The sequence below is a fragment of the Streptomyces tritici genome (assembly GCF_048500665.1).
Lineage (GTDB): Bacteria > Actinomycetota > Actinomycetes > Streptomycetales > Streptomycetaceae > Streptomyces > Streptomyces tritici.
On the sequence record NZ_CP183183.1, the window covers coordinates 1,932,361 to 1,945,372 of the forward strand.

Annotated in this window: 11 protein-coding genes, 2 tRNA genes and 1 pseudogene; 8 read left to right on the forward strand and 6 right to left on the reverse strand. The window is 72.1% G+C overall.

What is annotated here, in order from left to right; genetic code table 11:
* Positions 1 to 160: 160 nt before the first annotated feature.
* Positions 161 to 616 (reverse strand): HNH endonuclease, encoded by a 456-nt coding sequence (locus ACNJ93_RS08995; protein ID WP_418956836.1) that lies wholly within the window; start codon positions 614 to 616, stop codon positions 161 to 163.
* 53 nt (positions 617 to 669) lie between these two features.
* Between ACNJ93_RS08995 and ACNJ93_RS09000 the strand changes: the two genes are divergently transcribed.
* Positions 670 to 984 carry a hypothetical protein gene (locus ACNJ93_RS09000; RefSeq protein ID WP_418956837.1) on the forward strand — a complete coding sequence of 105 codons (315 nt, stop codon included), beginning with the start codon at positions 670 to 672 and terminating at the stop codon, positions 982 to 984.
* 17 nt (positions 985 to 1,001) lie between these two features.
* Here the strand turns inward: ACNJ93_RS09000 and ACNJ93_RS09005 are convergent.
* From ACNJ93_RS09005 to ACNJ93_RS09015, 3 genes are all read right to left on the reverse strand, one after another.
* Positions 1,002 to 1,075 (reverse strand) — tRNA-Leu (locus ACNJ93_RS09005).
* 10 nt (positions 1,076 to 1,085) lie between these two features.
* Positions 1,086 to 1,178 (reverse strand) — tRNA-OTHER (locus tag ACNJ93_RS09010).
* 695 nt (positions 1,179 to 1,873) lie between these two features.
* Entirely contained in the window at positions 1,874 to 3,622 is a 1,749-nt protein-coding gene (locus tag ACNJ93_RS09015; protein WP_418961352.1) for a recombinase family protein, read from the reverse strand.
* Positions 3,623 to 3,707: 85 nt separating this feature from the next.
* Between ACNJ93_RS09015 and ACNJ93_RS09020 the strand changes: the two are divergent.
* Together ACNJ93_RS09020 and ACNJ93_RS09025 are read left to right on the forward strand one after the other, a co-directional pair.
* Positions 3,708 to 3,869, forward strand: a pseudogene (locus tag ACNJ93_RS09020) (antibiotic biosynthesis monooxygenase); the annotation flags it as partial.
* A complete protein-coding gene (locus tag ACNJ93_RS09025) occupies positions 3,866 to 4,354 on the forward strand; it encodes a GNAT family N-acetyltransferase (RefSeq protein WP_418956838.1) in 489 nt (162 codons plus the stop codon). The pseudogene ACNJ93_RS09020 and the gene ACNJ93_RS09025, both read left to right, overlap by 4 nt.
* An 8-nt stretch (positions 4,355 to 4,362) precedes the next feature.
* Here the strand turns inward: ACNJ93_RS09025 and ACNJ93_RS09030 are convergent, their stop codons facing one another.
* The gene (locus ACNJ93_RS09030; RefSeq protein WP_418956839.1) at positions 4,363 to 6,459 is read right to left on the reverse strand and encodes a DHA2 family efflux MFS transporter permease subunit; all 2,097 of its coding nucleotides are present in this window, start codon (positions 6,457 to 6,459) and stop codon (positions 4,363 to 4,365) included.
* 199 nt (positions 6,460 to 6,658) lie between these two features.
* On the opposite strand from ACNJ93_RS09030, the gene ACNJ93_RS09035 reads away from it, so the two are divergent.
* Both ACNJ93_RS09035 and ACNJ93_RS09040 read left to right on the forward strand, forming a co-directional pair.
* Positions 6,659 to 7,483, forward strand: coding sequence for a peptidoglycan-binding domain-containing protein (locus ACNJ93_RS09035; protein ID WP_418956840.1), 825 nt, complete (start codon positions 6,659 to 6,661; stop codon positions 7,481 to 7,483).
* 175 nt (positions 7,484 to 7,658) lie between these two features.
* Positions 7,659 to 8,306 (forward strand): HAD-IA family hydrolase, encoded by a 648-nt coding sequence (locus ACNJ93_RS09040; protein WP_418956841.1) that lies wholly within the window; start codon positions 7,659 to 7,661, stop codon positions 8,304 to 8,306.
* Positions 8,307 to 8,476: 170 nt separating this feature from the next.
* Here the strand turns inward: ACNJ93_RS09040 and ACNJ93_RS09045 are convergent, their stop codons facing one another.
* Positions 8,477 to 9,061, reverse strand: coding sequence for a TMEM165/GDT1 family protein (locus ACNJ93_RS09045; protein WP_418956842.1), 585 nt, complete (start codon positions 9,059 to 9,061; stop codon positions 8,477 to 8,479).
* A 509-nt stretch (positions 9,062 to 9,570) separates the two neighbouring features.
* Between ACNJ93_RS09045 and ACNJ93_RS09050 the strand changes: the two genes are divergently transcribed.
* The 3 genes from ACNJ93_RS09050 to ACNJ93_RS09060 all read left to right on the forward strand — a co-directional run bounded on the left by ACNJ93_RS09050 (position 9,571) and on the right by ACNJ93_RS09060 (position 12,660).
* Positions 9,571 to 10,227, forward strand: a complete 657-nt coding sequence (locus ACNJ93_RS09050; RefSeq protein ID WP_418956843.1) for an HNH endonuclease family protein — start codon at positions 9,571 to 9,573, stop codon at positions 10,225 to 10,227.
* A 186-nt stretch (positions 10,228 to 10,413) separates the two neighbouring features.
* Positions 10,414 to 12,150, forward strand: coding sequence for an alkaline phosphatase D family protein (locus tag ACNJ93_RS09055; protein ID WP_418956844.1), 1,737 nt, complete (start codon positions 10,414 to 10,416; stop codon positions 12,148 to 12,150).
* 45 nt (positions 12,151 to 12,195) lie between these two features.
* Complete coding sequence (locus tag ACNJ93_RS09060; RefSeq protein WP_418956845.1) at positions 12,196 to 12,660, forward strand: DoxX family protein; 465 nt, start codon at positions 12,196 to 12,198, stop codon at positions 12,658 to 12,660.
* Positions 12,661 to 13,012 lie beyond the last annotated feature (352 nt).

The following is a 13,012-nucleotide window of genomic DNA, read 5'->3' on the forward strand; positions in this document are numbered from 1 at the left end:
TGCGTTGAGGTAGCGGCGCCGGATGTTCGGCCACCGTCGCCCGTACGCGCTCGTCCCCGGTGTCTCCCGTTGTGCGGTCGCCTCACGCTCGTGTGCGGCACAGCGGCCACCACGGGCAGTCAGTTCGGGGCACCCGGGTACCGAGCACGGCGGGCGGGGTCTACGCGGCATGGTTGTGGCGGCACCGACAACGAATGTGCGCAACAGCGACGTGCGGCGCATCAGCCGAGCCGGCTGCGGGATCGTGCTTCCCGAACTCCGTGCTCGTCTTGAGCTGGTGGCAGCCGTGGCACAGCACTTGAACGTTGCCGTCCACGTCCTCACCGCCGAGGGCGAGGGGCCGCACGTGGTCCACGTCCACCGCATCGGCGGGGAAGTCGTCTAGGCACCAGTCACACCATGCGTGCCCCTTCCGCTCGATGATCCGGCGGAGTCGTGCAGCAGCGTCGTTCCGGGCCGCACGTCGTCGGCTGCGTGCTCGACGAGTGCGGACGGTCGGACGTCGCTCGTACTCCGTGTGGTGTCGCTCGCAGCGTCGGCGGTGGGTCGCCGGCTCCGTGCAGTCGATACAGCGCATGTGCGCCCCCTTGGGGTGAGTTCTGGTCACTGCCCCCATACGGGTCGGCAAGTGGGGTACGGGCGGACTTCGGAGTCAGTAGCGTTGACGCCATGACCAGCAATGAACGGCCCGACGTGCAGGCAGGCATGGACCCGCTCGGCGACATCGTGTTGACCGTGCGAGGCGACGGGAACAGCAACGCTCCCGACTACGAACTACCGCCCACGGTGCCGCTCGACTCGGCGGCCCGAATCCTCGACATGGACCCCGCAGACGCGTTGGTCCAAGCCCGCGAGGGGCTGTTCCCGGAACGGGTCATCGACGTTGGCGACGAACCCGGAACCCGGTTCAGCGTCCCCGTAGCGCCACTGATTCGGCGCGTAGGGCTGGACCGAGTGCGCGAGGCTCTGCGCCCCGCCGAGTAGGTCTGTCTGTCGTCGCGTGCCCGCCCCCGGACTCGAACCGGGAACCTCAGCGTTCTAGGCGCTGCGCCTCTGCCGATTGGGCTAGGCGGGCTGGTCGTACGTGCCCACCCCGGGACTCGAACCCGGAACTCTGCGGCCGATATCCCCGAGCCGGGGCCGGTACCGCGCACCTCTGCCGATTGGGTCAGGTGGGCTTGGTCGTCCTCGCCGACGGGGCCGGTCCGGACACGGTGGGGACCGCACGCGCTTACGACCCCTTTCGGCGCCCCGGTCAAGGGCGGTTACTCATGGGCGGTGCGGTCCCCGCGCTCTGCCTCACGACCCCTGCGGCCACCCCCGTAACGGCGGGGTGCGTGGTGCACGGGCAGAGCTGGTGTGAGGGCGGGCACTCGGTCCGCCGAGATCCCCCTTGGGGTGGGTGCGCGGTAGTCCCGCCCTCACTGTGTTGTGGGGACCAGCAGATTCCCGGCACCCGCCGTGCGGCGTGCTCGGTGACTCCGTGCGGTCCCTCACTGTGTTGTGGGGACCAGCAGATTCCCGCGCCGTCCGTCCGGCCGCGAGCCGTGCCACTCGGTCCCTCACTGTGGTGTGGGGACCACCGGATTCCCGAGGGCCGAGCATGACGGGATGGTGTTTCGACGGTCGGTTTGGTTTTCTCCTTATTTTTTCTTGTGCATACGAAAAAACAGTCTGAACCGTCATACCGTCATAGCTCCGCCCGCTGGTCGCCCCCGCTGCGGACACAGCAAAGCCCCGGCGGTCCGCGAGGGACTACCGGGGCTTGGCTAGGGCGGCACGGGTGTACTGCATTTCCGGAACGTGTCCAAGGATGCGCCGTGCCTCACCCGCGCTCTCCATACCGGCACGGGCTACGGCGAGGGTATCCGGCTCACGCAGCCACAGTCACCCGCTCTTGACACGTCTCTATGAGCCGCGCAGAGCTACCCGGGGCCGGGGGCGCTTCGTTCCTCTTCACCGCTTCGTCGTCTCCCGCAGCAACGGCAACGGACTCCGCGGCGGGGTCCAGCTCACCGGACATGGTGAAGTCCACCCGTCGGGTATCGAGCTTCCGCCACCCGCCCGCGCGCCCCTTACGGACATCGAGCCTCACCCCCGCTTCCACCAGCATGGCCCGTCGCTCCTCGGTGGTTGCGCCGGCCCACTCGTCGGCAAAGGTCCGCCCCGTGTGGGTCACAACCCGCTGCGGTTCCACCTTTTCGCGTTCTTCCAGCTCGGCAATGCGCGCGTCAAGCGCGTCCGCCCGTTCCTGCCACGCGCGAGCAGCGTGCTTCGACTTCTGCCGCCCTTTTTGCTCCTGGTGCTCCTCGAACTCGGCCAGAGTGGCCTTTAGCTCGGGCTCGGGGTCATAACCGGGGATCTCTACAACCGTCGTCGTCTGCACGGAGCCGACGCGCCGAAGGAACTCGGCGGTCACGTAGTCGTCCACCCATGAGGCGCGGACGTTGGTCGGCTGCGGGCACACCTCACCGCGGGACTGCGGGCTACAGATGTAGAAGGGGGCTTGCCGAGCCTGTACCCGCTCGCTGTCCCGCAGGTACATCCGCCCGCCGCAGCCGTCGCAGTGGATGACGCCGAGCAAGAGAGCCCGACTGTCGACGCGAGCCGTAAAGACAACCTTGTGGTGCCGGTCGTCCAGTACCTTCCCGATGCGGTCGAACTCTTCGCGCGTGAGGATGGGCGCAGTTGTGATCATGACCGGCTCGCCGGACTTGGTCCGTACCGGCTTCCCCCGATGCATCTTCCATCCGATCAACACCGGGTTGCGCAGCAGCTTCCCAATGTTGGCGCCGGTCCACTTGCTTCGCTCGCGGGGACGTCCGCGGGAGTCGAGTACCTTCCCGTCCTTTACTCGCCCCTTCTTAATCGACCAGTGGTCCCGCGGACTGGGGACACCTTCCGCGTTCAAGGCAACGGCGATTTGGTTAAGCGACGTCCCGTCCAGACACTCCCGGATGATCCGTTCAATGACCTTGACGGCATCCGGGTCCGGAACGAGCGTCCAGCCAATCCCGCCGTGCTCCTCGGGCATGGGGACGGGCATGTATCCGTACGGGGGCGCCCCGCCACCAGCCCACCGAAGCGGCATTGCACGGAGTGCCGCTTGAGCACCGGACACACGAGCGCTGATGCTCTGTGCTTCGACCTGCGCCGCGAAAGCAAGCATGAGCATCATGAGTTCGCTCATGGGGTCCATGGGGTTGCGGAAGTCCAGCACCATCGGGCCCCCGCCTAGCCCCTCGGCGAAGACGAGAACCTTCCGATGGGTTCGGGCCCACTTCGCCAAGTCGTGCATGTCGCTCATGGACCGGATGGCACGGTCAAAGCGCCACCAGACCAGAGCGTCAAACTCGTCCGGCTTCGCGAGCCACGCCCCGAGCTGCGGGCGGTCGAAGGGACCAACCTTCGATGCTGATACGTCAAGGTCGACAGCTTCGCGGAGCTGGTCACCCTCGCCGAAGCTGATGTTGTGCGCTGCCGATGCGATGTCGCCGGCTTCGCGCTGCCGCTCCGGGGATGTCGTCTCGTCGGTGAGGACCGACAGACGGATGCAGCGAACACCCCGCAGCGTCTCGGCGAAGACGGTGCCCGCTAGGGGACTGTTGGAGGTAGGTGTCATGTCCCCCGTGGGGACCAGTACGTTCCGCTCCGCTACCGTCGCCGTCATGTCTCTCCCTCAGAACACGCAGTTGCGTTCGTCGGGCTGGCGCAGCGAGGAGGACTTCCAGAACTGGATGAGCGGTTCCATGAAGGCCGCCCACCAGGGCACGGCCGGCGGCGAGGGCGGGGCCGAGCGGCCGAAGCCCGCGGCGACCGGCTCGACCCTGTGGTCCTTCGAGGTCGTCCAGCAGGCGTCCCCCAAGTGACCGTGACCACCGGCTGGGCGCTGCGCCCGGAGCCGTACGACACCGCGGACGCGACCGCGCTGCGCCGGGACTACTACGACGAGGTCGCGAGCCGGTACTGGAAGCGGCCCGCGACGGCGGCCGAGATCGACGAGGGCCTGACGAACGACGGCGTGGAGCTGCTGGTCCCGCCGACCGGGCAGTTCCTCGTCGGCCGGTACGGCGACGAGCCCGCCGCCTGCGGCGGGGTGCTGCTGCTCGACGCGGAGCGCGCGGAGCTGACCCGGGTGTTCGTGCGTCCGGCGTACCGCGGCTCGGGCGGCGCCGCGCTGCTGCTGGGCGCCCTGGAGGACGCGGCGCGTGCGCTCGGCGCGCGCCGGATGGTCCTCAACACCCGGCTGGACCTGATCGAGGCGCGCACGCTGTACCTCCGGAACGGCTACGCGGAGATCCCGGCCTACTGCGAGGGCCCGTACATGGAGGTCTGGTACGGCAAGGAGCTCTGAGCCCGCTCTCAGGCGCGGTGGTCGCGGGGCGGCTCGTGCGTGGAGGGCCGCTCCGCGTCCGAGCCGCACAGCTCCGCCGTCAGCTCCTCCACCAGCTGCACCAGGTCCGTGGGCCGCTCCGGGCCCCACCAGTCGCCGAGCAGCTCGGCCAGCGACTCCTCGCGGGCCTTCGCCAGACGGGTCGCGACCTCGACGCCCTCGTCGGTGAGCATCAGCGCCAGGCCCTCCCGGCGGGCGAGCCCGCGCCCCTCGACCTGCCGGGCCGCCTCGGTGACCGCCCGCAGCGGCACGGCCGTGCTCTCGGCGAGCCGCGCGGGTTCGACCGCGCCGTGCCGCCGGATGCGCAGCACCAGCCAGCTCGCGGCGGGCAGCAGGTCGTACCCGGCCCGGGCGGTGATCCTCTCGTAGACGGCCTTGCGGCCCTCCCGGGAGCCGAGCACGGACAGCGCGCGGGCGCACTCGTCGTACGAGGAGCGCTGCACGGGGTTGGAGGCGAGGGTCTCGCTGGCGTCGGGCGCGGTGACGGAGCCGCGCAGCCGGTCCTCCTTGAGGAACCAGGAGACGGCGAAGGCGACGAGGACGACGGGCGCGGCGTACAGGAAGACGTCGGTGATGGACGTGGCGTAGGCGTGCAACACGCCGGGGCGCAGCTCGGGCGGGAGGGCGCCGATGACACGCGGATCGCCGGAGATCCGGTCGGCGTCGACGCCGGGCGGCAGTTCGCGGCCGGCGAGGAGTGCGTCGAGTTTGTCGGTGAGGCGGCTGGTGAAGACCGTGCCGAAGACGGCGACGCCGAAGGACGCGCCGATGGAGCGGAAGAACGTCGCCCCCGAGGTGGCCACGCCGAGGTCCTCGTAGGCGACGGCGTTCTGCACGACCAGCACCAGGACCTGCATGACCAGGCCGAGACCGGCGCCGAAGACGAAGAAGGAGCCGCTCATCGCCCAGGTGGAGCTGGTCTCCGTCAGCTCGTTGAGCAGCAGCAGTCCCAGGGCGGTGACGGCGGTGCCGAGGATCGGGAAGACCTTCCACCGGCCGGTGCGGGAGACGATCTGGCCGGAGCCGGTGGAGGTGATCAGCATGCCGAGCACCATCGGCAGCATGTGGACGCCGGACATCGTCGGGGAGACGCCCTGGACGACCTGGAGGAATGTCGGCAGATAGGTCATCGCGCCGAACATCGCGAAGCCGACGACGAAGCTGATGACCGCGACGAGGGTGAACGTCCGGATCCGGAACAGCTTCAGCGGCAGGACGGGCTCGGCCGCACGCCGCTCCACCCGCACGAACCACACCAGCAGCACGGCCGCGAGCACCGCGAGCGCGATGACCTGCGGGGAGCTCCAGGCCCAGGTGGTGCCGCCGAGGGAGGCGACCAGGACGAGGCAGGTGGCGACCGAGGCGATGAGGAAGGTGCCGAGGTAGTCGATGGTGTGCCGGGTGCCGCGGGCCGGGATGTGCAGGGCGGCGGCGATGACGAAGAGCGCGACCACGCCGACGGGCAGGTTGACGTAGAACACCCAGCGCCAGGAGAGGTGCTCGGTGAACACGCCGCCGAGCAGCGGCCCGAGGACGCTGGTCGCGCCGAAGACCGCGCCGAACAGACCCTGGTACCGGCCGCGTTCACGGGGCGGGACGAGGTCGCCGACGATCGCCATGGACAGCACCATCAGCCCGCCGCCGCCCAGGCCCTGGACGGCGCGGAAGGCGATCAGCTGGGGCATGTCCTGGGCGACGCCGCAAAGGGCGGAGCCGATCAGGAAGATGACGATCGCGGCCTGGAACAGCTTCTTGCGGCCGTACTGGTCGCCCAGCTTCCCCCACAGCGGCGTGCCGGCGGTGGACGCCAGCATGTAGGCGGTGACCACCCAGGACAGGTGCTCCATGCCGCCGAGTTCGCTGACGATGGTGGGCAGCGCCGTGGAGACGATGGTCTGGTCGAGCGCGGCGAGCAGCATCCCGAGCAACAGGGCGCCGATCGGGACCAGGACGCCGCGCCGGCTCCCGGCCTGATGAGGTGTTCCGCCTTGGGCGGCGGGCGTCCGCAGTGGCTGCACAGGACCATCCTGGGCGTTCCGTCCCGATACGGCCTGTCGAGCGGGCATCCGGCGGCGTCCCTCTCCTCCGCCTGCGGTGAGGGGATCGCCCGGGGGCTGCATAATCTCTGGCAGTTCAAGGGGAGGGAACACAGTGGCCGGATACGTATGTCCCGTGTGCGCAAGACCGTCGGGCCCGGGGGGCCGCGGAGCGGCCTGCGCCTGTGCGGCCACGGAGGACTTCGAACCGCTGCGGATACGCCCGTACGTGACGCTGGAGGCTCCGGACGGGACGGGGGCCGCCCCCGTGCCGCCGCCGCACGAGGAGCTGCACGACCGTCAGGTTTCGGCCACCCACGCGCCTGCTGCCGTACCGCCGATGGCGCCGCCGCCGGGCGGTGCGGCCGGACCGGGGCCGGGGCCCGGGGAGGAGCCGGCCGAGCTGACGATGCCGCTGCTGCTCGACCGCTCCGCCTTCGCGGCGGAACCGGAGGAGGAGCGCGGCGGGCGCAGGCGCGGCGCCCTGGTCGCGCTGGTCGCGGCGCTGGCCGTGGCGGGGACGGCGGCCTTCGCCGCCGGCGTCCTCGGCGGCGAGGAGCGGGTGGACCGGGCGGCCCCGGACGCGACGGCCAGCTCGTCGACGGCGAGCGCGGTGTCCGAGGCCCCGTCGCCGTCCGCGTCGGAGTCCGCGACCGCGTCGGAGTCGGCCTCGCCCTCCGCGTCCACGTCACCCACGGAGTCCGCCTCGCCCACGGCCTCCCCGTCCCGTACGGCGTCGGCCCGGGCGGCCGCCCCGCGCCCGAGCGCGAGCGCGCCCGCGCCCTCCCGCTCGGCGTCCGCGTCGGCGACGGAGGAACCGGAGTCCGCCGGCGGTCCGACGCTGCGGCGCGGCGACTCCGGGCCGGAGGTTTCGGAGCTGCAGCGGCGACTGAAGGAGATCTGGGCGTACAGGGGCCCGGACAACGGCTACTACGGCGACCGGGTCGAGCAGGCCGTGGCGGACTTCCAGTCGTCCATGGACATCCACGAGGACCCGCGGGGCGTCTACGGGCCGACGACGCGCGAGGCGCTGGAGGCCGTCACGGAGGGGTGAGGGCCCGTGGGCCGGGGCGGAGGGCCGAGGGCGGAGAGGGGCCGGGGTGGCGTCGAGCGCCCTCTGTTTTGTATCGTGAAAAAACAAAGTGGCCCCGCCCGCACTCCCTGACCGGCGGGCGGGACCGCTTCGTTCGTCGTACCCACGCTGTACCCGGCTCCCTGGAGACCGCCTCATGCTCACCGCCCGCGCCCTCCTGCTCGACATGGACGGAACCCTCGTCAACTCGGACGCCGTGGTGGAGCGTGTCTGGCGCCGCTGGGCGCTGCGGCACGGTTTGGAGCCGGAGGAGGCGCTGAAGGTCGTGCACGGCCGCCAGGGCCACGCCACGATGGCGGCGCTGCTGCCGGACCGCCCGGTCGAGCAGAACCTCGCGGAGAACCGCGCGATGCTCGCCGAGGAGACCGCCGATCTCGACGGCGTCGTCCCGGTGCCGGGCGCTCCGGCGTTCATGGCCGCGCTCGCCGGGCTGCCGCACGCCCTGGTCACCTCCGCCGACGAGGCGCTGGCGCAGGCCCGGATGGGCGCGGCCGGGCTGCCCGTGCCGGCGGTCCGGGTGACCGCCGAGTGCGTGGGCGCGAGCAAGCCGGACCCGGAGGGCTTCCTGAAGGGCGCGGCGGAGCTGGGCGTGGAGCCGGCGGACTGCGTGGTCTTCGAGGACTCCGAGGCGGGCATCGCGGCGGGCCGCGCCGCCGGGATGCGCGTCGTGGGCGTGGGCCCGCGCGCGGCGGCCTTCGGGCCGGACCTGCACGTGGCAGACCTGACGGGGCTGCGCCTGGAGCGGGGCCCCGAGGGAACGATCCTGCTGAGCGCCGCGGGCTGACTCGCACATGCAGAAGGGGCGCCCCCGGGGTGGGGCGCCCCTTCTGCATGGGGCCGGGCAGGGCTGCACGGGTCTATGCGGGCCCGGTCAGGGCTGCACGGGCCCGGTCGGCGGCCGCGCAGACCCGGTTACGCTCCACGCGGGCCCGGCTACGATCTGCGCGGGCACCGTCAGGGCGCCAGCGCCTCGTAGAGGCTGAAGCCCGCGAGGGCGATCATCAGGCAGGCCGCGATCCGCGTGATCAGCCGCAGCGGCACGTACTTCATCAGCGTCTTCCCGCCGACGATGCCGATGCCGGCGACCGCCCAGAGCGCGAGGACCGCGCCGAGACCGACGGAGACCGGGTCGTCGTAGCGGGCGGCGAGGTTGGCGGTCATGATCTGCGTCAGATCGCCGAACTCGGCGACCAGGATCAGCATGAAGCCCGCGCCGGAGACCTTCCAGAAGGACTGGTCGGCCGGCGCCTTGATCTCCTCGTCGTCGCCGTCGTCCTTCTTGAGCAGCAGCATCGCCGCGCCCGCGAGGAACAGCACACCGACCACGGCCTGCACCAGGCGCTGCGGCAGGAGGGTCAGCACGCTGCCCGCCGCGATCGCGAGGGCGACGTGGACGGCGAAGGCGGCGGCGACACCCGCGAAGACGTACGACGCCTTGTAGCGGGTGCCCAGCATCAGCCCGGCGAGGGCGGTCTTGTCGGGCAGCTCGGCGAGGAAGACGACACCGAAGGTGATCGCCATGATCGTGAAGCTGAGCACGGGGCAGGTTCCTCAATCGGTAGGGCGCGGCCGCACCGAGAGCATCCGTTTCAGGGGTCGCTTCGGCTCGGCAACGCCATGAGACGGGTCATGGACATCGCGGCCGAAGGTCTCGCTGGCGGGCCTCTGACGAGGCCGCCTCCGGGCGCCGGCTGGGACAGGCCCAGCAGTGTGTCGACGGTCCGGCGAAGAGCTACTCCCCTTCTGCTCCGGCCAGCATACGCGACACCCCGCGCGGCCCCCCAGGGCCGAAAGTCCCTGCCCCCGGCCCTCCGACCAGGCGCGGCGAAGTGACCTGACTCACAGCCGCACGGAATCGGGCATACGTTCCGGCCAACCCCAAGACGGGGCAAGTCCTCTGGCGAAGCGTCACCCGACCCTTGATGTGACGTGCCCATGTCGCCACCCTGTTACCTGGCGCACCCCCCACAGCAACCCGGCGCCGCAACGATGGACGCGCCGTCCGGTGGACGGCACGGCCAAGGTCCCCCCACATCAAGGGAGTTCGCATGTCCGATGTCTACGCGCGTCGAGTCGCGCGCCGCATCTCCGTGCTCGCCACCACCGCCGCCCTCACCGTCACCGGCCTCCTGGCCACCGCGCCGACCGCCCAGGCGGCCATGCCCACCCCGGTCAGCGCGGCCACCGCCCGTACCTACCTCGCCGCGCTCACGGTCAAGGCGGAAGGTTCCTCCACCGGCTACAGCCGGGACCTGTTCCCGCACTGGATCACCCAGTCCGGCGCCTGCAACACCCGTGAGGTCGTCCTCAAGCGCGACGGCGTGAACGTCGTCCAGGACTCCAGCTGCGCCGCCGTCAGCGGCAGCTGGTACTCGGAGTACGACGGCGCCACCTGGTACGCCGCCTCCGACCTCGACATCGACCACGTCGTGGCGCTGGCCGAGGCGTGGCGCTCCGGCGCCAACTCCTGGACCACGTCGAAGCGGCAGGCGTTCGCCAACGACCTGACCCGGCCGCAGCTCATCGCGGTCACCGACAACGTCAACCAGGCCAAGGGCGACCTGGACCCGGCGGAGTGGATGCCGCCGCGCAGCTCGTACCACTGCACGTACGCCCGCGCGTGGGTGCACACGAAGTACTACTGGGGCCTGAGCGTGGACTCGGCGGAGAAGAGCAAGCTGCAGTCCGTCCTGAACGCCTGCTGACGCTCCTCCTCCCGAGCAGCTGCTGAAACGGTCCTCCCGATCCCGCGCACCCCGCCGGTCCGCTGCTCTCCCGGTCCGCCGGTCCGCCGGTCCGTCGGTCCGGGAGGAACCACAAGGCATCCCTCCGTCGTTCCGTCGGCGTCCCTCCATGCGGACGGACGGCGGGACGACGGAGGGGAGCACTTCATGGCGGCCGGACTCAGACTGGGACCCCTGCTGCGGTACGTCGACGGGGCGGGGGACGGCACGGCGACCGTGTGGGTCGAGGCCGACCGCCCCTGCACGGCGCGCGTGCGTTGCGCGGACGGCGCGGGAGGCGACGCCCGCACCTTCCAGGTCGCCGGCCACCACTACGCCCTCGTGCCGGTCACCGGCCTGACGCCGGGCGTCGCGACCCCGTACGAGGTGCTGCTCGACGACCGGCCGGTCTGGCCGCTGCCCGGCTCCGCCTTCCCGCCCAGCACCATCCGCGTCCCGGACACCGCGCCCGACGCGGAACTGCGGGTGGCCTTCGGTTCCTGCCGCTGGGCGGCGAAGCCCGGCGGCGAGCACGACCCGGTCGGCCCCGACGCCCTGGACACCCTGGCCACGACGCTCGCGGCCGCCCTCGCCGCCGACCCGGACGCGCGACGGCCGGACGTCCTGCTGCTGCTCGGCGACCAGGTGTACGCGGACGAGACCTCCCCGGCCGTGCGCCGCCGGCTGGCCGCCCGCCGCGATCCGCGCGACCCTCCGGGCGCCGAGGTCGGGGACTACGAGGAGTACAGCTGGCTCTACGACGAGTCCTGGGGCGATCCGGAGGTGCGCTGGCTGCTCTCCACCGTACCGAGCTGCATGATCTTCGACGACCACGACGTCATCGACGACTGGAACACCAGCGCCTCCTGGCTCGCCGGCATGCGGGCCACCCCGTGGTGGCGCGAGCGGATCCTGAGCGGCCTGATGTCGTACTGGGTGTACCAGCACCTGGGGAACCTCTCCCCCGCCGAACTGGCCGCCGATCCGCTCTACGCCGAGGTCCGCGCGGTGCCGGACGGGACGGAGGCGCTGCGGCGCTTCGCCGCCGAGGCGGACGCCGATCCGGCGCGGACGCGCTGGAGCCACCGCCGGGACTTCGGCCGGACGCGAGTGGTGACCATCGACACCCGCGCGGCCCGGGTCCTCGACGAGGACGGGCGGGCCATGCTCGACCCGGACGAGGCGCGGTGGGTGCGCGAGCAGGTGCTCGACGCCCCGGGCTCGTACGACCATCTGCTCGTCGCCACCTCGCTGCCCTGGCTGCTGCCGCCGCTGATCCACGACGCGGAGGCGTGGAGCGCGGCGCTGTGCCGGGGCGGCCGGGGCCGGCGGTGGGCCCGGTTCGGGGAGGACCTGCGGCGGCGGTCGGACCTGGAGCACTGGGCGGCGTTCCCGGCGTCCTTCGACTGGCTGTCCGAGCTGCTGAGGGAGGCGGCGGAGCGCACGGACGGGGTCCTGGACGTGGTGCCGGACGGGGCGTCGCGGGCGCCGGCGACGGTGGCCGTGCTGTCGGGGGACGTCCATCACGCGTACGCGGCGGAGCCGATACCGGCGCCGGCCGGCGGAACGCGGCTGGTGCAGCTGACCTGTTCGCCGCTGCACAACGCGATCCCGGCGGTGGTCCGGCTCGGCTTCCGCTTCGCCTGGAGCCGGGCGGGGCGGCGGCTGGGGCGGGCGCTGGCGCGCCACGGGCGGGTGACGGGGCCCGCCTTCGGCTGGCGAAGGACCGGCGGGCCGTGGTTCGGCAACCAGCTGATGACGCTGACGCTGCGCGGGCGGTCCGCGCGGGCCCGGCTCGACCAGGCGCGGGCGGGACGGGGGCCCGGACGGGCGACGGGGCGCGCCCACATGGTGGAAATCTGGAATGTTGAACTTGCAAGTAATGGTCAGGCTTCCCTAACCTGAGGGCCTCGTCGGGTCGTCCCCCCTGATCGAAGGAGCCCTCCCCCCATGAACACCCTTGTCCCGCACCTCCAGAGGACTCAGCCGTACGCGCTCGGCCTGTTCCGCATCGTCGTCGGCCTGCTCTTCGCCTGCCACGGCGCCGCCTCGCTGTTCGGCGTGCTCGGCGGCGCGCCGGGCGGCGGAACCGTCCCGACGGGCCTCTGGCCGTACTGGTACGCGGCGGTGATCCAGCTGGTCGCGGGCGCGCTGGTGCTGCTGGGCGTCGGCACCCGGAGCGCCTCGTTCGCGGCCTCCGGCTCGATGGCGTACGCGTACTTCGTGGCGCACCAGCCGGAGGCGCTGTTCCCGCTGCAGAACGGCGGCGAGGCGTCGGCGCTGTTCTGCTGGGCGTTCCTGCTCCTGGTCTTCACCGGCCCGGGCGCCCTGGCCGTGGACGGCCTGTTCCCGAAGCGCGAGCAGCACTCGGAGGCCGCGACGACCCCGGAGCGCAAGGCGACGGCAGTCGCGTAGCACCGCGGCGAACCCGGACCGGGTGGCGACGGTCGCGTAGGCACCGCGGCGAACCCGGGCCGGGTCCCGGTCGCGTAGGCACCGCGGCGAACCGGGGCGGGGGGCGACGGTCGCGTAGGCACCCCGGCAAACCCGGGCCGGGCGACGGCGGTCGCCTCACCGCCCGGCGGCGAACCCGGGCCGGGCCGCGGTCGCGGTCGCGTAGGCACCGCGGCAAACCCCGGCCGGGGGCGACGGTCGCGTAGGCACCCCGGCAAACCCGGGCCGGGCGACGGCGGTCGCCTCACCGCCCGGCGGCAAACCCGGGCCGGGCCGCGGCGGTCTTGTCACCGTCCAGCGGGCCGGGCGACGG

Coding starts and splice junctions, on each gene's coding strand:
- ACNJ93_RS08995 (WP_418956836.1), bottom strand. CDS start 616: ATGGGGGCAGTGACCAGAACTCACCCCAAGGGGGCGCACATGCGCTGT.
- ACNJ93_RS09000 (WP_418956837.1), top strand. CDS start 670: ATGACCAGCAATGAACGGCCCGACGTGCAGGCAGGCATGGACCCGCTC.
- ACNJ93_RS09015 (WP_418961352.1), bottom strand. CDS start 3,622: ATGACACCTACCTCCAACAGTCCCCTAGCGGGCACCGTCTTCGCCGAG.
- ACNJ93_RS09030 (WP_418956839.1), bottom strand. CDS start 6,459: ATGCCCGCTCGACAGGCCGTATCGGGACGGAACGCCCAGGATGGTCCT.
- ACNJ93_RS09040 (WP_418956841.1), top strand. CDS start 7,659: ATGCTCACCGCCCGCGCCCTCCTGCTCGACATGGACGGAACCCTCGTC.
- ACNJ93_RS09050 (WP_418956843.1), top strand. CDS start 9,571: ATGTCCGATGTCTACGCGCGTCGAGTCGCGCGCCGCATCTCCGTGCTC.
- ACNJ93_RS09055 (WP_418956844.1), top strand. CDS start 10,414: ATGGCGGCCGGACTCAGACTGGGACCCCTGCTGCGGTACGTCGACGGG.
- ACNJ93_RS09060 (WP_418956845.1), top strand. CDS start 12,196: ATGAACACCCTTGTCCCGCACCTCCAGAGGACTCAGCCGTACGCGCTC.